This window comes from Streptomyces sp. NPDC088794 (genome assembly GCF_044750545.1).
In the GTDB taxonomy this organism is placed as follows: domain Bacteria; phylum Actinomycetota; class Actinomycetes; order Streptomycetales; family Streptomycetaceae; genus Streptomyces.
The window spans coordinates 97,743-116,318 of sequence record NZ_JBIVKB010000008.1 but is presented as its reverse complement, the minus strand read 5'-3'; the positions used below and the strand labels follow the sequence as shown (position 1 = coordinate 116,318).

Annotated in this window: 17 protein-coding genes; 13 read left to right on the top strand and 4 right to left on the bottom strand. The window is 72.2% G+C overall.

The window, feature by feature from the left end; all coding sequences use genetic code 11:
• The first annotated feature begins 51 nt into the window (after positions 1-51).
• Complete coding sequence (gene hemW, locus ACIP6U_RS23220; protein ID WP_401720908.1) at positions 52-1,284, top strand: radical SAM family heme chaperone HemW; 1,233 nt, start codon at positions 52-54, stop codon at positions 1,282-1,284.
• A gap of 20 nt (positions 1,285-1,304) precedes the next feature.
• Here the strand turns inward: hemW and ACIP6U_RS23215 are convergent, their stop codons facing one another.
• Complete coding sequence (locus ACIP6U_RS23215; protein ID WP_401720907.1) at positions 1,305-2,111, bottom strand: DUF3097 domain-containing protein; 807 nt, start codon at positions 2,109-2,111, stop codon at positions 1,305-1,307.
• A 67-nt stretch (positions 2,112-2,178) separates the two neighbouring features.
• Positions 2,179-2,913, bottom strand: a complete 735-nt coding sequence (locus tag ACIP6U_RS23210) for an MBL fold metallo-hydrolase (protein ID WP_401720905.1) — start codon at positions 2,911-2,913, stop codon at positions 2,179-2,181.
• A 149-nt stretch (positions 2,914-3,062) separates the two neighbouring features.
• Between ACIP6U_RS23210 and hrcA the strand changes: the two genes are divergently transcribed.
• From hrcA to ACIP6U_RS23160, 10 genes are all read left to right on the top strand, one after another.
• The gene (gene hrcA / locus ACIP6U_RS23205; RefSeq protein WP_401720902.1) at positions 3,063-4,079 is read left to right on the top strand and encodes a heat-inducible transcriptional repressor HrcA; all 1,017 of its coding nucleotides are present in this window, start codon (positions 3,063-3,065) and stop codon (positions 4,077-4,079) included.
• Positions 4,080-5,213, top strand: coding sequence for a molecular chaperone DnaJ (gene dnaJ, locus ACIP6U_RS23200; protein WP_401720899.1), 1,134 nt, complete (start codon positions 4,080-4,082; stop codon positions 5,211-5,213).
• A gap of 258 nt (positions 5,214-5,471) precedes the next feature.
• The gene (locus ACIP6U_RS23195) at positions 5,472-6,548 is read left to right on the top strand and encodes a nitronate monooxygenase (protein ID WP_401720896.1); all 1,077 of its coding nucleotides are present in this window, start codon (positions 5,472-5,474) and stop codon (positions 6,546-6,548) included.
• A complete protein-coding gene (locus tag ACIP6U_RS23190) occupies positions 6,545-7,297 on the top strand; it encodes a 16S rRNA (uracil(1498)-N(3))-methyltransferase (protein ID WP_401720894.1) in 753 nt (250 codons plus the stop codon). The genes ACIP6U_RS23195 and ACIP6U_RS23190 overlap by 4 nt, the downstream gene beginning before the upstream one ends.
• A gap of 20 nt (positions 7,298-7,317) precedes the next feature.
• On the top strand, positions 7,318-7,710 hold the full coding sequence (locus tag ACIP6U_RS23185) for a VOC family protein (protein ID WP_401720891.1): 393 nt from the start codon (positions 7,318-7,320) through the stop codon (positions 7,708-7,710).
• 104 nt (positions 7,711-7,814) lie between these two features.
• Positions 7,815-8,375: a hypothetical protein gene (locus ACIP6U_RS23180; protein WP_401720889.1), complete on the top strand. Its 561-nt coding sequence runs from the start codon at positions 7,815-7,817 to the stop codon at positions 8,373-8,375.
• 73 nt (positions 8,376-8,448) lie between these two features.
• Positions 8,449-11,649 (top strand): S41 family peptidase, encoded by a 3,201-nt coding sequence (locus ACIP6U_RS23175; protein ID WP_401720886.1) that lies wholly within the window; start codon positions 8,449-8,451, stop codon positions 11,647-11,649.
• A gap of 94 nt (positions 11,650-11,743) precedes the next feature.
• Complete coding sequence (locus ACIP6U_RS23170) at positions 11,744-12,097, top strand: histidine triad nucleotide-binding protein (RefSeq protein WP_401720884.1); 354 nt, start codon at positions 11,744-11,746, stop codon at positions 12,095-12,097.
• 6 nt (positions 12,098-12,103) lie between these two features.
• Complete coding sequence (locus ACIP6U_RS23165) at positions 12,104-13,009, top strand: ribonuclease Z (protein WP_401720881.1); 906 nt, start codon at positions 12,104-12,106, stop codon at positions 13,007-13,009.
• Positions 13,010-13,029: 20 nt separating this feature from the next.
• Entirely contained in the window at positions 13,030-14,019 is a 990-nt protein-coding gene (locus ACIP6U_RS23160) for an adenosine deaminase (protein WP_401720878.1), read from the top strand.
• Positions 14,020-14,030: 11 nt separating this feature from the next.
• On the opposite strand, the gene ACIP6U_RS23155 is transcribed toward ACIP6U_RS23160, so the two are convergent.
• Complete coding sequence (locus ACIP6U_RS23155) at positions 14,031-15,239, bottom strand: MFS transporter (protein ID WP_401720875.1); 1,209 nt, start codon at positions 15,237-15,239, stop codon at positions 14,031-14,033.
• A gap of 209 nt (positions 15,240-15,448) precedes the next feature.
• Positions 15,449-16,231 (bottom strand): IclR family transcriptional regulator, encoded by a 783-nt coding sequence (locus ACIP6U_RS23150; RefSeq protein ID WP_401720872.1) that lies wholly within the window; start codon positions 16,229-16,231, stop codon positions 15,449-15,451.
• Positions 16,232-16,317: 86 nt separating this feature from the next.
• Here ACIP6U_RS23150 and ACIP6U_RS23145 point away from each other — a divergent pair, with 86 nt between their 5' ends.
• Together ACIP6U_RS23145 and ACIP6U_RS23140 are read left to right on the top strand one after the other, a co-directional pair.
• Positions 16,318-17,286 carry a 5-dehydro-4-deoxyglucarate dehydratase gene (locus ACIP6U_RS23145; protein WP_401720869.1) on the top strand — a complete coding sequence of 323 codons (969 nt, stop codon included), beginning with the start codon at positions 16,318-16,320 and terminating at the stop codon, positions 17,284-17,286.
• Positions 17,283-18,572: a glucarate dehydratase family protein gene (locus tag ACIP6U_RS23140; protein ID WP_401720866.1), complete on the top strand. Its 1,290-nt coding sequence runs from the start codon at positions 17,283-17,285 to the stop codon at positions 18,570-18,572. The genes ACIP6U_RS23145 and ACIP6U_RS23140 overlap by 4 nt, the downstream gene beginning before the upstream one ends.
• Positions 18,573-18,576: the final 4 nt, after the last annotated feature.

The following is an 18,576-nucleotide window of genomic DNA, read 5'->3' as shown; positions in this document are numbered from 1 at the left end:
GCCGGAAACGGCCGGGCGAGGACCGGGCCGCCGTGCTGGACAATGGAACGCATGCCTTCCGCACTCCCCGACGGTGAACCGGTCCCCGACGACGGCGCCCTCCCGCAGGCCGCGCTGGCCGGCGCCGCCGACCGCCCCCTCGGGTTCTATCTGCACGTCCCGTACTGCGCGACCCGCTGCGGCTACTGCGACTTCAACACCTACACCGCGACCGAGCTGCGCGGGACCGGCGGCGTCCTCGCCTCCCGCGACAACTACGCCGACACCCTGATCGACGAGGTCCGCCTCGCCCGCAAGGTGCTGGGCGACGACCCGCGCCCGGTGCGCACGGTGTTCGTCGGGGGCGGCACCCCGACCCTGCTGGCCGCCGACGATCTCGTACGGATGCTGGGCGCGGTCCGCGACGAGTTCGGCCTCGCCCCCGACGCGGAGGTCACCACGGAGGCGAACCCGGAGTCCGTCGACCCGCGATATCTGGCCACGCTCCGCGCGGGCGGCTTCAACCGGATCTCCTTCGGCATGCAGAGCGCGAAACAGCACGTACTCAGGATCCTGGACCGCACCCACACCCCCGGCCGCCCCGAGGCCTGCGTCGCGGAGGCCCGCGCGGCGGGCTTCGAGCACGTCAACCTCGACCTGATCTACGGCACCCCCGGCGAGTCCGACGACGACTGGCGGGCGTCCCTCGAGGCGGCCCTGGGCGCCGGCCCCGACCACGTCAGCGCGTACGCCCTGATCGTCGAGGAGGGCACCCAGCTGGCCCGTCGTATCCGCCGCGGCGAGGTCCCGATGACCGACGACGACGTCCACGCGGACCGGTACCTGATCGCCGAGGACATGCTCTCCGCGGCCGGATTCGACTGGTACGAGGTCTCCAACTGGGCCACCTCCGACGCCGGCCGCTGCCTCCACAACGAGCTGTACTGGCGCGGCGCCGACTGGTGGGGCGCGGGCCCCGGCGCCCACTCCCACGTGGGCGGGGTGCGCTGGTGGAACGTGAAACACCCGGGCGCGTACGCGGCGGCCCTGGCGGCGGGACGATCGCCGGGCGCGGGCCGCGAGCTCCTCTCGGACGAGGACCGGCGCGTGGAGCGCATCCTGCTGGAACTGCGCCTGCGCGAGGGCGTACCGCTGTCGCTGCTGCACGAGCAGGGCCTGAAGGCCGCACACCGGGCGCTCGCGGACGGACTGCTCCAGGAGGGCCCGTACGCGCAGGAGCGGGCGGTGCTGACGCTGCGGGGGCGGCTGTTGGCGGACGCGGTGGTGCGGGACCTGGTGGACTGAACCGTCGGGGTGCTCGGCGCTCAGTCGCCGGGTGCCGTGACGAAGTCGATCAGTTCCTCCACGCGTCCCAGCAGCTCCGGCTCCAGGTCCTTGTACGACCGCACCCGGCCCAGGATCGCCTGCCAGGCCGCACCGGTGTTTTCCGGCCAGCCGAGGGCTCGGCACACGCCCGTCTTCCAGTCCTGGCCGTGCGGGATCCGGGGCCACGCCTCGATGCCGAGGGAGGACGGTTTCACGGCCTCCCAGATGTCGATGTACGGGTGGCCGACGACCAGGGCGTGCTCGCTCGTCACCGCCTGGGCGATCCGCCACTCCTTGGTGCCGGGCACCAGGTGGTCCACCAGGATGCCGAGCCGGGCGTCGGGTCCCGGGCCGAACTCGTCCACGATGGCGGGCAGATCGTCCACGCCCTCCAGGTACTCCACGACCACGCCCTCCACGCGCAGGTCGTCGCCCCACACCCGCTCGACCAGTTCCGCGTCGTGCCGCCCCTCGACGTAGATGCGCCCGGCACGCGCCACACGCGCGCGTGCGCCCGGCACGGCGACCGAACCGGATGCCGTGCGGGAGGGACGGGCGGGGCCCGAGGCGGGGCGTACGAGGGTCACCACGCGGCCCTCCAGGAGGAACCCGCGCGGCTCCAGCGGGAAGACCCGGTGCTTGCCGAAGCGGTCCTCCAGGGTCACCGTGCCCGCCTCGCAGCGGATCACCGCGCCGCAGAAACCGGTGCCGGGCTCCTCCACGACCAGTCCGGCCTCCGCCGCGACCTCGGGGACGGGCTTCGGCTTCTTCCACGGCGGGGTCAGATCGGCGGAGTACTGGCGCATTCGGATGACGATAGGAGAAGCGCCGCGGTGACGCCGTACAGATGGCGGCGACACGCCGTGGCCGACCTCATGGTGAGACGCCGAAGCGTGCCGCCAGCTCGTCCCGCTGCCCCCGCACGAACCCCGCGTCCACCACCGCCCCGTGCCCCGGCACGTACAGCGCGTCCTCGCCGCCGAGGTCGAGGAGGCGGTCGAGGGCGGCGGGCCAGTGGGACGGTACGGCGTCGGGGCCCGCCTGGGGTTCGCCGGACTCCTCGACCAGGTCGCCGCAGAACACCACCGCGGGGGAGTCGGGCAGGGCAGGGACGAGGACCGCGAGGTCGTGGGCGGTGTGGCCCGGGCCGACGTTCGCCAGCAGGACCTGGCGGCCGTCGCCCAGGTCGAGCGTCCACTCGCCGGAGACCTGGTGGCGCGGCGCGACGAGCGTGTCCGCGGCCTCGGTCGCCGCCCGCTCGTCCAGCCCGTTGCGCACCGCGTCCGCCCGCAGCTCCTCGCGCGCGTGGACGGACATCACGTCCAGGCCCACGACGCCGAGGACCTCCGCGCCCGCGAACGCCGCCGCCCCGAAGACATGGTCGAAATGCGGGTGCGTGAGCGCGAGATGGGTCACACGGTGGCCGGCGAGCGCCTGCGCGCGCGTCCGCAGCAGCGCGCCCTCCGCCAGGCTCGACCCCGAGTCGATCACGAGCGCCGTGCCGTCCCCGACGACCAGCCCCGCCGTGCAGTCCCAGCCGGGCAGGCGGCACCGGCCGACTCCCTGCGCCAGCCGCTCCCACCCCAGCTCTTCCCAAGTCACCGTCATACGGCGACGCTAGCTCTACGGGGTCGCTCCGCAGGCCGTCCTTGCCCGGGGAGTACCCCTCCGCCGTACACTGGCCGGGGAATGCTGGCACTCGGCTGGACAGAGTGCCAGGCGAAGCGCCCAGGGGACGAGTTCGGGAGGTGTGCGCGATGTTGAGTGAACGACGGCTCCAGGTGCTGCGCGCCATCGTCCAGGACTATGTCGGCACCGAGGAGCCGGTCGGGTCGAAGGCCCTCACCGAGCGGCACAACCTCGGCGTCTCCCCGGCGACGGTGCGCAACGACATGGCGGCCCTGGAGGACGAGGGCTTCATCGCCCAGCCGCACACCAGCGCCGGGCGCATCCCCACCGACAAGGGCTACCGGCTGTTCGTCGACAAGCTCGCCGGCGTCAAGCCGATGAGCGGCCCCGAGCGGCGCGCCATCCAGAACTTCCTGGACGGCGCCGTCGACCTCGACGACGTCGTGGCCCGCACGGTACGGCTGCTCGCGCAGCTCACCCGGCAGGTCGCCGTCGTGCAGTACCCCTCGCTGACCCGCTCGACCGTGCGCCACGTGGAGCTGCTCGCACTGGCTCCGGCCCGGCTGATGCTGGTGCTGATCACGGACACGGGCCGGGTCGAGCAGCGCATGGTGGACTGCCCGGCGCCCTTCGGGGAGACCTCGCTCGCGGATCTGCGGGCGCGGCTCAACAGCACGGTCGCGGGCCGCCGGTTCTCCGACGTCCCCCGGCTCGTGGAGGACCTCCCCGACGCCTTCGACGTCGAGGACCGCGGCACGGTCTCGACGGTGCTCTCCACCCTCCTGGAGACACTCGTCGAGGAGAACGAGGAGCGGCTGGTGATCGGCGGAACGGCCAATCTCACCCGTTTCGGACATGACTTCCCCCTCACCATCCGCCCCGTTCTGGAGGCCTTGGAGGAACATGTCGTACTCCTCAAGTTGCTTGGCGAGGCAGGGGATTCGGGCATGACCGTACGCATCGGTCACGAGAACGCCTACGAGGGACTCAACTCCACTTCCGTGGTGTCGGTGGGCTACGGTTCGGGCGGCGAGGCAGTCGCCAAGCTCGGCGTGGTCGGACCGACCCGCATGGATTACCCGGGAACGATGGGAGCGGTACGCGCAGTGGCACGGTACGTCGGACAGATCCTGGCGGAGTCGTAAGTGGCCACGGACTACTACGCCGTTCTCGGCGTGCGCCGCGACGCGTCGCAGGATGAGATCAAGAAGGCGTTCCGTCGGCTCGCGCGCGAGCTGCACCCGGACGTCAACCCGGATCCGAAGACCCAGGAGCGGTTCAAGGAGATCAACGCCGCCTACGAGGTGTTGTCGGACCCGCAGAAGAAGCAGGTCTACGACCTCGGCGGCGACCCGCTCTCGCAGGCCGGCGGCGGTGCCGGCGGCTTCGGCGCGGGCGGCTTCGGGAACTTCTCGGACATCATGGACGCGTTCTTCGGCACGGCCTCGCAGCGCGGCCCGCGCTCGCGGACCCGCCGGGGCCAGGACGCCATGATCCGGCTGGACATCGAGCTGGACGAGGCGGCCTTCGGCACCACGAAGGACATCCAGGTCGACACGGCGATCGTCTGCACCACCTGCAACGGTGAGGGCGCGGCGCCGGGGACCTCGGCCCAGACCTGTGACATGTGCCGCGGTCGCGGCGAGGTGTCCCAGGTCACCCGGTCCTTCCTCGGCCAGGTCATGACCTCCCGCCCCTGCCCCCAGTGCCAGGGCTTCGGCACGGTCGTACCGACCCCCTGCCCGGAGTGCGCGGGCGACGGCCGGATCCGCTCGCGTCGCACGCTGACGGTCAAGATCCCGGCCGGCGTCGACAACGGCACCCGGATCCAGCTCGCGGGCGAGGGCGAGGTCGGCCCCGGCGGCGGCCCCGCCGGTGACCTGTACGTGGAGATCCACGAGCTGCCGCACGCGATGTTCCAGCGGCGCGGTGACGACCTGCACTGCACGGTGACCCTCCCGATGACCGCGGCCTCCCTCGGCACGAAGGTGCCGCTGGAGACGCTGGACGGTCTGGAGGAGGTCGACATCAGGCCCGGCACCCAGTCCGGCCAGTCGATCCCGCTGCACGGCCGCGGCGTCACGCATCTGCGCGGCGGCGGCCGGGGCGACCTCATCGTGCACGTCGAGGTCATGACCCCGAGCAAGCTGGACCCGGAGCAGGAACGCCTGCTGCGCGAACTGGCCCAACTGCGCGGCGAGGAGCGCCCGACGGGGCAGTTCCAGCCGGGGCAGCAAGGGTTGTTCTCTCGCCTGAAGGACGCCTTCAACGGTCGCTGACGTGACCTGCGGGCGGGCTGCCGGGGGTCCGGGGGTTGTCCCCCGGGCAGGCACAGTCAGCCGGGGCAGCAAGGGTTGTTCTCTCGCCTGAAGGACGCGTTCAACGGTCGGTGACGGGTTGCCGGGGGCTGCCGCCCCCGGACTCCGTACCGGCGGGAAATGGCCATCGACATCCCGCCGGTGCCGTGAGATGCCGTAGGCCTATGCCCTGCCGAAGGCCGATTCGGACTTGTTCGGAGGACGTGACAACATGCCGTCATGTCCTCCGCACTGACCGATCTCTTCCCTCACCCGATCGTGCAGGCGCCCATGGCGGGCGGCGTCTCCGTGCCGCGGCTCGCCGCCGCCGTGTCCGAGGCCGGCGGGCTGGGGTTCCTTGCCGCCGGGTACAAGACGGCCGACGGCATGTACCAGGAGATCAAGCAGATCCGAGGGCTCACGAACCGTCCCTTCGGCGTGAACCTGTTCATGCCGCAGCCGGACAACGCCGACCCCGGCGCCGTCGAGATCTACGCCCACCAGCTGGCCGGCGAGGCCGCCTGGTACGAGACCGAGCTGGGCGATCCTGACAGCGGCCGGGACGACGCCTACGACTCCAAGCTCGCGGTGCTGCTCGACAACCCGGTGTCGGTGGTCTCCTTCCACTTCGGCATCCCGAGCCGGGACGTGCTGGACTCGCTGCGCCGGGCCGGCACCTTCACCGTGGTCACCGTGACCACCGCCGAGGAGGCCCTCGCGGTGGAGCGGGCCGGCGCCGACGCGGTGATCGCGCAGGGCGTGGAGGCCGGCGGCCACCAGGGCACCCACCGGGACATCCCGGAGAACGACGGCTCCGGCATCGGCGTGCTCTCCCTGGTCGCCCAGGTCCGCGAGACCGTCACCCTGCCGATCCTCGCCGCCGGCGGCATCATGCGCGGCGGCCAGATCGCCTCCGTCCTCGCGGCGGGCGCGAGCGCGGCCCAGCTCGGCACGGCGTTCCTCGCCACCGCCGAGTCCGGCGCCGCCGCCGTCCACAAGCAGGCGCTGACCAACCCCCTGTTCGCCCGTACGCAACTGACCCGCGCCTTCTCCGGCCGCCCCGCCCGCGGCCTGGTCAACCGCTTCATGCGCGAGCACGGCCCGTACGCCCCCGCCGCCTACCCGCAGGTCCACCACCTCACCTCGCCGCTGCGCAAGGCCGCCGCCAAGGCCGGGGACGCGCAGGGCATGGCGCTGTGGGCGGGACAGGGCCACCGCATGGCCCGCGAACTGCCCGCAGGACAGCTGGTGGAGGTCCTCGCGGCCGAACTGGACAGTGCGCTGACAGCGTTGTCGGGCAAGGGCGGCTTCCGGTGACCGCGCCGGTGTTCGTGGTCGACTCCCTGGAGGGCGTGGGCCCCGGGTCGGTCGTCGAGGTGACAGGTCCCGAAGGACGGCACGCGGTCTCGGTACGACGGCTGCAGCCCGGCGAGGACGTGGTGCTGACCGACGGTCTGGGCCGGGGCGCGGCCGGTGCGGTCCTGCGGACCGAGGGCAAGGACCGGCTCCTCGTCGAGCCCTCCGACTTCCCGGTGGAACCCGAACCCACCCCCCGTATCACCGTCGTCCAGGCCCTGCCCAAGGGCGACCGCGGCGAGCTGGCCGTCGAGACGATGACCGAGACCGGCGTCGACGCGATCGTCCCCTGGGCCGCCGCCCGCTGCATCACCCAGTGGAGGGGCGAGCGCGGCCTCAAGGCCCTCGCCAAGTGGCGGGCCACCGCCCGCGAGGCCGGCAAGCAGTCCCGCCGGCTGCGCTTCCCGGAGGTCGCGGACGCGGCGACGACCGCCCAGGTTGTCGCACTTCTCGCCAAAGCCGACTTCGCCGCCGTCCTGCACGAGGACCGCGCCTACCCCAGCGACCCGCTGGCCACCGCCGAACTCCCCGCCACGGGCGAGATTGTGCTGGTCGTCGGCCCCGAAGGCGGCGTCTCCCCCGAGGAGTTGACGCGCTTCGAGGAGGCCGGCGCGAAGGCCTACCGCCTCGGGCGTAGCGTGCTGCGTACCTCGACCGCGGGCACCGCGGCGACGGCCCTGCTCCTCGGCCGCACCGGCCGCTGGTCCTGAACGTCCTCCCGGGGGAACCCATGGAACTCGCCCAAGTCCGCCTCCTCGTCACCGACTTCGCCGCCTGTTACCGCTTCTACGCCGAAGTCCTCGGCCTGAAGCCGCAGTCGGGCGCGACCGAGGGCCCGTACGAGAAGTTCAGCCCGGCCACCGGCTCGGCGGGCATCGCCCTCCAGGACCGCGCCATGATGGCCGAAGTCCTGGGCGAACTCGGCGACTCGGCCACCGGCCACCGCTCCCTCGTCGTCCTGCGCGTCGACAACCTCGACACCTACTGCGCCCAGATCACCGAGCGCGGCGCCACCCTCCTGCACGGCCCCGCCCCCTTCACCGACCGGATGCGCGTCGCCCATCTCAAGGACCCCGAGGGCAATCTGGTGGAACTTCAGGAGTGGTTGCTGCTGCGCGGCTGACGGCCACTGGGCGGATGTTCGGGCCCGGCAGGTTGTCGTTGTGCCTCCCAAGGTGACCACATGCGGTCTACCGTGGTGCCGTGCCAAGTGGCAGGCTGCCCTCCATGGGGGCATTGAGGCGGATTTGGCTTCGGCCGCGCGGACCGCGGGTGCTGGCCGTGGCCGGGCTCGTGGTGCTCGGTGTCGGCGGGACCGTCGGGTGCGATCCCAACGGGCTGAGCACCGCCGCGGTGGCGTACACGACCGACCAGACCGCGACCAAGGAGCTGGAGCGGAAGAACGTCGACGTCCAGTGGCTCAGCTGCACCGCCAACTACGGCAACGACAAGGCCTACACGCCCGGGAAGTCGACGCCCGAGGCGAGCGAGACGACCGTCGCCAACGTGGACTGCCAGGGCGAGACCAAGGACGGCCGGGAGATCACCGTCACCGGGACGGTCACCCGCGCGGTCAACGGCTCCTGCGTACGCGGTCAGTTGGTCGCCAAGGTGGGCGGCAAGGAGTGGTTCCGGGTGAACGGCCTCGGCAACTGCAACGCCACCCCGTCCCCGGTCAACCCGCCCGCCACCTACCAGCAACCCGGCGAACCCACGGTCACGGTGACCGTCACCCGGACGATCTACTGCCAGAGCGACCCCAGTTGCTGGCCGGTCGAGGGCAAGTGACCGGGCCGGACCGTCCGTGGCCAAGTGATCCAAACCCCTGTGCCCGGTGAGCGCGACTGCATAGAGTGATCGGGTGACACAGCCCGCGGCCCACGCCTATCTCCGGTATCCGCATCTGCACGGCGACTCGGTGGCGTTCACCGCCGAGGACGATGTGTGGCTCGCGCCCCTCGACGGTGGTCGGGCCTGGCGGGTCAGTGCCGACAACGTGCCGGTCAACCATCCGCGCATCTCGCCGGACGGGACGACCGTCGCCTGGACGTCCGGCCGGGACGGCGCGCCCGAGGTGCATGTCGCGCCGGTCGACGGCGGCCCCGCCAAACGCCTTACGCACTGGGGGAGTTCGCGTACCCAGGTGCGTGGCTGGACCCCGGACGGAGAGGTGCTCGCGATCAGCGCGCAGGGTCAGGCGAGCCTGCGCCGCAGCTGGGCGCGGGCCGTCCCGCTGGACGGCGGACCGGCCGCCACCCTGCCGTACGGGCCGGTCGGCGATGTGGCCTTCGGGCCGTCCACCGTGCTGCTGTCCGCGCCGATGGGCCGCGAGGCCGCCTGGTGGAAGCGGTACCGGGGCGGTACGGCGGGCAAGTTGTGGATCGACCCGGACGGCGACGGCGAATTCGTGCGCCTGCACGAGGAGTTGGACGGGAATCTGGAGACCCCCGTATGGGTGGGGGACCGGATCGCCTTCCTCTCCGACCACGAGGGTGTCGGTGCCGTCTACTCCTCCCTCGCCGACGGGTCCGACCTGCGCCGCCACACACCCGTCGACGGCTTCTACGCACGGCACTTGGCGGGCGACGGCGGCCGACTCGTCTACTCCAGCGTCGGCGAGCTGTGGGTCCTCGACGACCTCGACGGCGCCGAACCCCGCCGCCTCGACATCCGGCTCGGCGGCCCGCGCGTCGACCTCCAGCCCTTCCCCGTGAACGCGGCCCGCTGGTTCGGCTCCGCCCACCCCGACCACACCGCCCGCGGCAGCGCGGTCGCCGTCCGCGGCGCCGTGCACTGGGTCACCCACCGCGCGGGCCCGGCCCGCGCGCTCGCCGCCGAACCCGGCGTACGGGCCCGCCTGCCGCGCACCTTCCGCGCCGACGGCGAGGAGCACGTCGTCTGGGTGACCGACGCCGAGGGCGACGACGCCCTGGAGTTCGCCCCCGCGACCGGCAGCGCCCCCGGCGCCACCCCGCGCCGGCTCGCCGCGGGACAGCTCGGCCGGGTCCTCGACCTCGCCGTGGCGCCCGACGGCAGCCGGGTCGCCGTCGCCGCGCACGACGGACGCGTCCTGCTCGTCGAGCGGGACAGCGGCGAGGTCCGCGAGATCGACAGCAGCGCCGACGGCAACGTCTCCGGCCTGGTCTTCTCGCCCGACTCCGGCTGGCTCGCCTGGTCCCACCCCGGCCCGCGCCCGCTGCGCCAGCTCCGGCTCGCCAACACCACCGACCTCTCGGTCACCGAGGCCACCCCGCTCCGCTTCCGCGACTACTCGCCGGTCTTCACCCTCGACGGCAAGCACCTCGCGTTCCTCTCCGCGCGCTCCTTCGACCCGGTCTACGACGAGCACGTCTTCGACCTGGCCTTCGTCGGCGGCTCCCGCCCGCACCTGATCACGCTGGCCGCGACCACCCCGTCCCCCTTCGGGCCGCAGCGCCACGGCCGGCCCTTCGAGGCCCCGGACAAGGACGAGACGCCCGACAGCGAGGGCGCCCCCAGCACCCGTATCGACCTCGAAGGGCTCGCCGACCGGATCGTGCCGTTCCCGGTCGAGGCCGCCCGCTACTCCACCCTGCGCGCCGCCAAGGACGGTGTGCTGTGGTTGCGCCACCCGGTGCGCGGTGTCCTCGGCGCCTCCCGGGCCACCCCGGACGACCCCGACCCGCGGACCGCGCTGGAACGGTACGACCTGGTCCAGCAGCGCATCGAGCACCTCGCCTCGGACGCCGACCACCTCACGGTCAGCGGCGACGGCAAGCGGGTCCTGCTGTGGACCGACGGCAAGCTCAAGGTCGTCCCCAGCGACCGGCGCGCCTCCGGCGACGACGACAGCGACACGAACATCACCGTCGACCTCAGCCGCGTCCGCCAGACCGTCGACCCGGCCGCCGAGTGGCGCCAGATGTACGACGAGACCGGCCGCCTCATGCGGGACAACTTCTGGCGCCCCGACCTGGGCGGCGTCGACTGGGCCGGCGTCCTCGACCGCTACCGCCCCGTCCTGGACCGGATCGCCACCCACGACGACCTCGTCGACCTCCTCTGGGAGGTGCAGGGCGAGCTGGGCACCTCGCACGCCTACGTCACCGCGCGCGGCGGCCACGGCGACGGCGAGCGCCAGGGCCTGCTCGGTGCCGACATCTCCCGTCACGAGGACGGCAGTTGGCGCGTCGACCGGGTCCTGCCCGCCGAGACCTCCGACCCCGACGCCCGCTCCCCGCTGGCCGCCCCCGGCGTGGCGGTCCGCGCGGGCGACGCGATCGTGGCGGTAGCCGGCCGGCCGGTGGACCCGATCCCCGGCCCGGGCCCCCTCCTGGTCGGCACGGCGGGCAAACCGATCGAGCTGACGATCCTCCCGTCCGGCGGCGGCGACCAGCGCCACGCGGTCGTGGTCCCGGTCTCGGACGAGGAACCCCTCCGCTACCACGCCTGGGTCGCCGACCGCCGCGCCTACGTCCACGAACACTCCGCCGGCCGCCTCGGCTACCTCCACGTCCCCGACATGCAGGCCCCCGGCTGGGCCCAGATCCACCGCGACCTGCGGATCGAGGTGGCCCGCGAGGGCCTCGTCGTCGACATCCGCGAGAACCGCGGCGGCCACACCTCCCAACTGGTCATCGAGAAACTGGCCCGCCGCATCGTCGGCTGGGACGTCCCCCGCGGCGTCCGCCCCTACAGCTACCCCGAGGACGCCCCCCGCGGCCCCGTCGTCGCCATCGCCAACGAGTTCTCCGGCTCCGACGGCGACATCGTCAACGCCGCGATCAAGGCCCTCGGCATCGGCCCGGTCGTGGGCACCCGCACCTGGGGCGGAGTCATCGGCATCGACAACCGCTACCACCTGGTCGACGGCACCCGAGTGACCCAGCCCAAGTTCGCGTTCTGGCTTGAGGGTTACGGGTGGGGCGTGGAGAACCACGGGGTGGATCCCGATGTGGAGGTCCTGCAACGCCCTCAGGACTGGGCAGCGGGCAGGGACCCTCAGTTGGACGAGGCGATCCGCTTGGCCCTTGAGTCACTGGAGACCAGTCCGGCCAAAACCCCGCCCGCTTTGCCCACCTAAAGGGGCGCGGGGAACTGCGCGCTCAGCCACGAACCACCCGCACCCGACAACGCTACGATGCCCCATATTCGATCGATCGGTTGAGGAGCGGCGCATGCCAGGAGAGCCCCAGGACGACTGCCTGTTCTGCAAGATCGCCGCAGGACAGATCCCGGCCACCATCGTCCGTGAGACTCAGACCACCGTCGCGTTCAGGGACATCAACCCCCAGGCCCCCACCCACGTTCTGGTCATCCCCAAGGCGCACTACGCGAACGCCGCCGAACTGGCCACCGCCGCACCGGAACTCGCCGCTGACGTACTCCGCGAGACCCAGGCCGTGGCCGACGAGGACAAGCTGGACAGCTACCGCATCGTCTTCAACACCGGTGCGGGCGTGGGCCAGACCGTCTTCCACGCGCACGCCCATGTGCTCGGAGGCCGCGGCCTCACGTGGCCCCCTGGATAAACCGCCATGTCCGTACGCGAACTCGTGGTCCTGGGCACAGCCAGCCAGGTCCCCACCCGCCACCGCAACCACAACGGCTACCTCCTCCGCTGGGACGCCGAAGGCATCCTCTTCGACCCCGGCGAGGGCACCCAGCGCCAGATGCTCCGCGCGGGCGTCGCCGCGCACGACCTCAACCGGATCTGCGTGACGCACTTCCACGGCGACCACTCCCTCGGTCTCGCCGGCGTCATCCAGCGCATCAACCTGGACCGGGTCCCGCACGAGATCACCGCGCACTATCCACGCTCCGGGCAGCACTTCTTCGACCGCCTGCGCTACTCCACCGCGTACCGCGAGACGGTCGGCATCACTGAGGCTCCCGTGGACGCGGACGGCGTACTCGTCACCACGCCCTCGTACACCCTGGAAGCCCGCAAGCTGTCCCACCCGGTCGAGTCCTACGGCTACCGCCTCACGGAGCCCGACGGCCGCCGTATGCTCCCGGACCGCCTCGCCGAGCACGGCATCAAGGGCCCGGACGTGGGCCGTATCCAGCGCGAGGGATCGGTCGGCGGCGTCTCCCTCGCCGAGGTCAGCGAGACGCGCCACGGCCAGCGCTTCGCGTTCGTCATGGACACCCGTCTCTGCGACGGCGTCCACGCCCTCGCGGAGGGCTGCGACATGCTGGTCATCGAGTCGACGTTCCTCGACGCGGACGAGCAACTCGCCGTGGACCACGGTCACTTGACCGCGGGGCAGGCGGCGGAGGTGGCGCGCGAGGCGGGCGTACGGCATCTGGTCCTCACCCACTTCAGCCAGCGCTACTCCGACCCCGACGAGTTCGAGCGGCAGGCGCGGGCGGCGGGCTACGAGGGGGAGCTGACCGTGGCGCACGATCTGCTGCGGGTGCCGGTTCCGAAACGTCGATAAAACACCCGTACGATACTTCGATGCCTCTCCCCAAAGCCGAACTGCACCTGCACATCGAAGGCACCCTGGAGCCGGAGCTCGCCTTCGCGCTCGCCGCCCGCAACGGTGTCGCGCTGCCCTACGCGGACACCGAGGAACTGTGCAAGGCGTATCTCTTCGACGACCTCCAGACCTTCCTGGACCTCTACTACGAGCTGATGGCCGTCCTGCGCACCGAGCGGGACTTCGAGGACCTGGCGAACGCCTATCTCGCCCGCGCCGCCGCGCAGGGCGTACGGCACGCGGAGATCTTCTTCGACCCGCAGGCGCACCTCGCGCGGGGCGTGGACATGGGCACGGTGGTGAACGGCCTGTGGCGGGCGCTGGGGAGCAGCGAGACGCACCACGGCGTCTCCACCCGCCTCATCCTCTGCTTCCTGCGCGACCGGTCCGCCGAGTCGGCCATGGAGACGCTGGAGGCCGCGAAGCCGTACCTCGACCGGATCGTCGGCATCGGCCTCGACTCGGCGGAGGTCGGCCACCCGCCGGTGAAGTTCCGCGAGGTCTACGAGGCCGCCGCGGCCCTCGGTCTCCGACGGGTCGCGCACGCCGGTGAGGAGGGTCCGCCGGAGTACATCACCGAGGCCCTGGACGTCCTCGGCGTCGAGCGGATCGACCACGGGCTGCGCTGCATGGAGGACGAGACACTCGTCGCCCGTCTGGTCCGGGACCGGGTCCCGCTGACCCTGTGCCCGCTGTCCAACGTCCGGTTGCGCGCGGTGGACGTCCTGGCCGAGCACCCGCTGCCCGCCATGCTGGACGCCGGTCTGCTCTGCACGGTCAACTCCGACGACCCCGCCTACTTCGGCGGTTACGCGGGCGACACCTTCGATGCCGTTCACTCGGCGTTGGGCCTGAGCGAGGACCGGTTGCGCGAACTGGCCCGCAACTCGTTCGTCGCGTCCTTCCTGGAGGACGACGAGGAGCTGCGGGCGCGGTACCTGGCCGAGGTCGACGCGTACGAGTTCTAGACCTATGTGTTCTAGGCCGCCGGTGTCGTGTCGTACGCGTGCGGGACGGGCGTGTCCACGGAGATCGTCTCCACCGGGATCTCCACGACCGGCAGTTGACGCCTGCCGAAGCCCAGCGCGACCGTGGTCATCGGTACGGCGATCACCAGCAGCCCGACCGCCAGGATTGCCCCCATCGCAGGGAACCCGGCCCGCGCGGCCAGCACGCTCCCCGTCAGCGGTCCCGCCGCCGTGCCCAGTGAGGACGCCGAGCCGACCAGGACGGCCCAGCGGCCGCGTGGGTCGAGGGAGGCGGCGAGGCCGATGACGTACGACAGGACGACCGGGTAGAGCAGGTTCCAGGCGATCTCGCCGGTCGCGAAGGTCGTCAGGTCGGTCGCGGACGCGCTCAGCAGGATGCAGAGCGCGATGACGGCCGTACCGGCGCCGATGGGCAGCGCGCGGCCCAGGCGGGGGCCGAGGGCGCCCGCGACCGTCACGCCGAACAGGCCCGCGCCGAGCGCCACCGCGAAGACCGCGCCGACGGTGGTCTCCGCCAACCGCGCCTGGTCCAGGCCGATCCGGCCGCTGACGCCCCACAGGGAGTTCTGCACGAGGGACCAGCAGGGCATGGTGACGGCGAGGAGCAGTCCGGCGCGGAAGTGCGGGAGGCGGCTGCCGTCGAGCACGGCGTGGGTGGTCGCCGTGCGGAGCGGGAGGCGGCCGGTGAGCGGCCAGACGAGCAGTGCGGTGAGGGCGATCGCGGCGAGTGGCTGGCCGTGGCCCGGCCCGAGGTGCGGGACCGTCAGATAGACCGCGCCGGCGAGCGCGGAGACGCCGAGCAGGCCGACCGTGGTGGTGCGATGCGGGTCGGGTTGGGCGGCGATGCCGGTGGCGGCGACCGTGGTGGCCGTACCGGAGCCGAAACCGCCGACCAGCGCGCCCACGACGACCGCGGGGACGGCGGTGGTGAGGGCGGCGGTGCCGTAGCCGAGGACGGCGAGGGCGAGGCCGATGCGGGCGAGGGTGCGGGGGCCCACGCGGTCGACGCGGGAGGCGAGGACGAAGCCGGCGGCGGCCGAGCTCAGCAGCAGGGCGCTGCCGAGGGCGCCGGCCTGAGTGGCGCTCAGCGGCAGCCCGGAGTCCAGGCGGCCGACGGTGGTCGGGAGGAGGTAGGGAGCGAGGTACCCGGCCGTGAAAAGGGCGACGAGGGGCCAGGCGATGGTGCGGGGGGCGAACACGGGCGTTCCCAGGGCATGCGAAAGAAGCGGCTCATGAAGGGGGTTGGGCGCAGGCCGTCGACGGACAGGAACGCGCGAGGAATTTGTATCAAGCACGCGGTTCCGGAAAGAAGCCCGGGATGTGTGATGTGGCGCACGTTGTGTTTGGGGTGGGAGAGGTCGGGTAGCGGAGAGCGACTTCGAGGTGAACCCGGCCTGTCCGACCAGGGCTAACGCCAGTGCACCGCGCCTGCCGCGCCCGGGGTCGCCGACTCGATCTTCTCCCTGATCTCCCGCATGACCGTCACGATCCGCTCCTCGTGCTCGGTCGTCAGCCGGGCCACCGGCACCGCGCAGCTGATCGCGTCCTGGGCCGGGGTGTCGTAGCGCAGCGCGAAGCCGAAGCCGACGATGCCGAGGACGCCCTCCTCGCGGTCGATCGAGTAGCCGCGGGCGCGGATCAGGGCGAGGTCGGAGGCCAGGGACTCACGGGTGGTGCGGGTGTTGGGCGTGAGGGCCTCGTACGGGCCCTCGGGCAGGTCCTCGTCCGGGCGCTGGGCCAGCAGCGCCTTGCCCAGCGCGCCCACGTGCGCCGGCAGCCGCCGCCCGACCCGCAGGATCGTGCGCAGGTACTCGTGCGACTCCCGGGTCGCGAGATACGCCACGTCCCACCCGTCGAGGCGCCCCATGTGGATCGTCTCGCCGAGCGCCACGGAGGCCTCGTCGAGATACGGGCGTACGGCACGCACGCGCGGGTCGGAGTCGAGGTAGGTGGTGCCGGTGAGCAGCGCGTGGATGCCGATGCCGTAGAGCGAACCGGTGACGTCGGTGCGCACCCAGCCGCGGCTGATCAGGGTCTGGAGCAGCGCGTACATCGAGCTGCGCGGCACGCCCAGCTCGTCGGCGAGCTCCTGGAGGCGCGCGGGACGGTCGCCGCGCGCGGCGAGCAGTTCGAGCAGCTCGACCGTGCGGGCGGCGGACTTCACCTCGCGGACGCCACCGGGCTCTGACATGCGCCGATGGTAGCGAGCGTGAGCGCCCCATTGACGGTCGTGGTTCGCGTATCTAATCTCTGTCTTCATACGTGGATAACGTCTACATGGGGAGATGGCCTCAGGTGCCTAAGGTGAACGGCGCAACGGAGACCGTGGTGCGCAGGCTGCGGGACGGGATGACGGGCGGTGTGCTCTCCTTCCCGCTCACCTCCTTCCACGAGGACGGCTCGCTCGACCCGGACGGCTTCCGCGCCCATGTGGCGGCGCAGATCGCCGCCGCACCCGGCGCCGTCTTCCCGGCCTGCGGCACCGGCGAGTTCTTCTCGCTGGACGAGGACGAGTACCGCACGGTCGTCGCCGTCACCGTCGAGGAGGCGGCCGGCCGGCTGCCCGTGGTCGCCGGCGTCGGCTACGGCTGGGCGCAGGCCGTACGGTTCGCGCGCATCGCCGAGGAGGCCGGCGCCGACGCCCTCCTGGTCCTGCCGCACTACCTCGTCGCCGCCCCGCAGGACGGACTGGTCGCGCAACTGGAGCAGATCGCCGCCCGCACCTCGCTGCCGCTCATCGCCTACCAGCGCGGCCAGGTCGCCTTCGGGATGGACGCGTTCCGGCGGATCACGCGGATCCCCGGCGTCATCGGCCTCAAGGACGGCCACAGCGACCTCGACCGCCTCCAGCGCCTCACCCTGGCCGCCCCCGAGGACTTCCTCTTCTTCAACGGCGCCTCCACCGCCGAGATCCAGGCCCGCGCCTACGCCACCGTCGGCGTCCCCGCCTACTCCTCCGCCGTGCACGCCTTCGCCCCCGAGATCGCGAACGCCTTCTTCGCCGCCCTGAGCGCCGGCGACGACGGCACCGTCGACAAGCTGCTGCGCGACTTCTACGTCCCGCTCGTCGAACTCCGCGACCGGGTACCGGGATACGCGGTCTCGCTGGTCAAGGCGGCGGCCCGACTGCGCGGCCGGCCCGTCGGTCCCGTCCGCGCCCCGCTCACCGACCCCTCGGCCGCCGACCTGGCCGACCTCAAGGCCCTCCTCGCCGCCGGCCTCGACCTCGTAGGAGCCGCCCTGTGAACCTCACCATCACCGACGTACGGCTCACGCCGATCCTGATCGCCGACCCGCCCCTGCTCAACACGCAGGGCGTGCACCAGCCGTACACCCCCCGGCTGATCGTCGAGGTGGAGACGGCCGACGGGGTCACCGGCGTCGGCGAGACGTACGGCGACACCAAGTACCTGGAACTGGCCCGGCCGTTCGCCCAGAAACTGAAAGGCCGTCAGGTCACGGATCTGAACGGGCTGTTCACGATCGCCGACGAGGTGTCCGTGGACGACTCACGGGTCTCCGCTCAGGTCGACGTCGGCGGGCTGCGCGGGGTCCAGACCGCCGACAAGCTGCGCCTGTCCGTCGTCTCCGGCTTCGAGGTCGCCTGCCTCGACGCCCTCGGCAAGACCCTCGGCCTGCCCGTGCACGCGCTGCTCGGGGGCAAGGTGCGGGACGCCGTCGAGTACAGCGCGTACCTGTTCTACAAGTGGGCCGACCATCCGGCGGGCGTGGCCTGCGAGAAGGACGACTGGGGCGCCGCGGTCGATCCGGCGGGGGTCGTCGAGCAGGCGCGGAAGTTCAAGGAGCGGTACGGGTTCACCTCGTTCAAGCTCAAGGGCGGGGTCTTCCCGCCGGACGAGGAGATCGCCGCCGTACGGGCGTTGGCCGAGGCCTTCCCCGGGCACCCGCTGCGGCTCGACCCCAACGGCGCCTGGTCCGTGGCGACTTCGCTCAAGGTGGCGCAGGAGGTGGGCGGCCTTCTGGAGTACTTGGAGGACCCGGCCCTCGGTACGCCCGCCATGGCCGAGGTGTCCGCCGGGACCGACGTGCCGCTCGCCACCAACATGTGCGTGACGACCTTCGCCGAGATCAGGGAGGCGTTCTCGCGGGACGCCGTCCAGGTCGTCCTCTCCGACCACCACTACTGGGGCGGACTGCGCAACACCCAGCAACTCGCCGCCGTCTGCGCGACGTTCGGCGTCGGGGTGTCCATGCACTCCAACACGCACCTGGGGATCAGCCTGGCCGCGATGACGCATGTCGCGTCCACCGTCCCCAACCTCCACCACGCCTGCGACTCCCACTACCCCTGGCAGTCCGAGGACGTCCTCACCGAGCGCCTCACCTTCGCGGGCGGCAAGGTCGCCGTCTCCGACGCGCCCGGCCTCGGCGTCCAACTCGACCGCGGCAGGCTGGAGTTGCTGCATCGGCGGTGGCTCGACGACGACGGGTCGCTGCGCGAGCGGGACGACGCGGCGGCGATGCGGGTCGCGGAACCGGGGTGGGAGACGCCGAGCGTGCCTCGCTGGTAGGCAC

Coding starts and splice junctions, on each gene's coding strand:
- hemW (WP_401720908.1), top strand. CDS start 52: ATGCCTTCCGCACTCCCCGACGGTGAACCGGTCCCCGACGACGGCGCC.
- ACIP6U_RS23215 (WP_401720907.1), bottom strand. CDS start 2,111: ATGCGCCAGTACTCCGCCGATCTGACCCCGCCGTGGAAGAAGCCGAAG.
- ACIP6U_RS23210 (WP_401720905.1), bottom strand. CDS start 2,913: ATGACGGTGACTTGGGAAGAGCTGGGGTGGGAGCGGCTGGCGCAGGGA.
- hrcA (WP_401720902.1), top strand. CDS start 3,063: ATGTTGAGTGAACGACGGCTCCAGGTGCTGCGCGCCATCGTCCAGGAC.
- ACIP6U_RS23195 (WP_401720896.1), top strand. CDS start 5,472: ATGTCCTCCGCACTGACCGATCTCTTCCCTCACCCGATCGTGCAGGCG.
- ACIP6U_RS23185 (WP_401720891.1), top strand. CDS start 7,318: ATGGAACTCGCCCAAGTCCGCCTCCTCGTCACCGACTTCGCCGCCTGT.
- ACIP6U_RS23180 (WP_401720889.1), top strand. CDS start 7,815: ATGGGGGCATTGAGGCGGATTTGGCTTCGGCCGCGCGGACCGCGGGTG.
- ACIP6U_RS23170 (WP_401720884.1), top strand. CDS start 11,744: ATGCCAGGAGAGCCCCAGGACGACTGCCTGTTCTGCAAGATCGCCGCA.
- ACIP6U_RS23165 (WP_401720881.1), top strand. CDS start 12,104: ATGTCCGTACGCGAACTCGTGGTCCTGGGCACAGCCAGCCAGGTCCCC.
- ACIP6U_RS23160 (WP_401720878.1), top strand. CDS start 13,030: ATGCCTCTCCCCAAAGCCGAACTGCACCTGCACATCGAAGGCACCCTG.
- ACIP6U_RS23150 (WP_401720872.1), bottom strand. CDS start 16,231: ATGTCAGAGCCCGGTGGCGTCCGCGAGGTGAAGTCCGCCGCCCGCACG.
- ACIP6U_RS23145 (WP_401720869.1), top strand. CDS start 16,318: ATGGGGAGATGGCCTCAGGTGCCTAAGGTGAACGGCGCAACGGAGACC.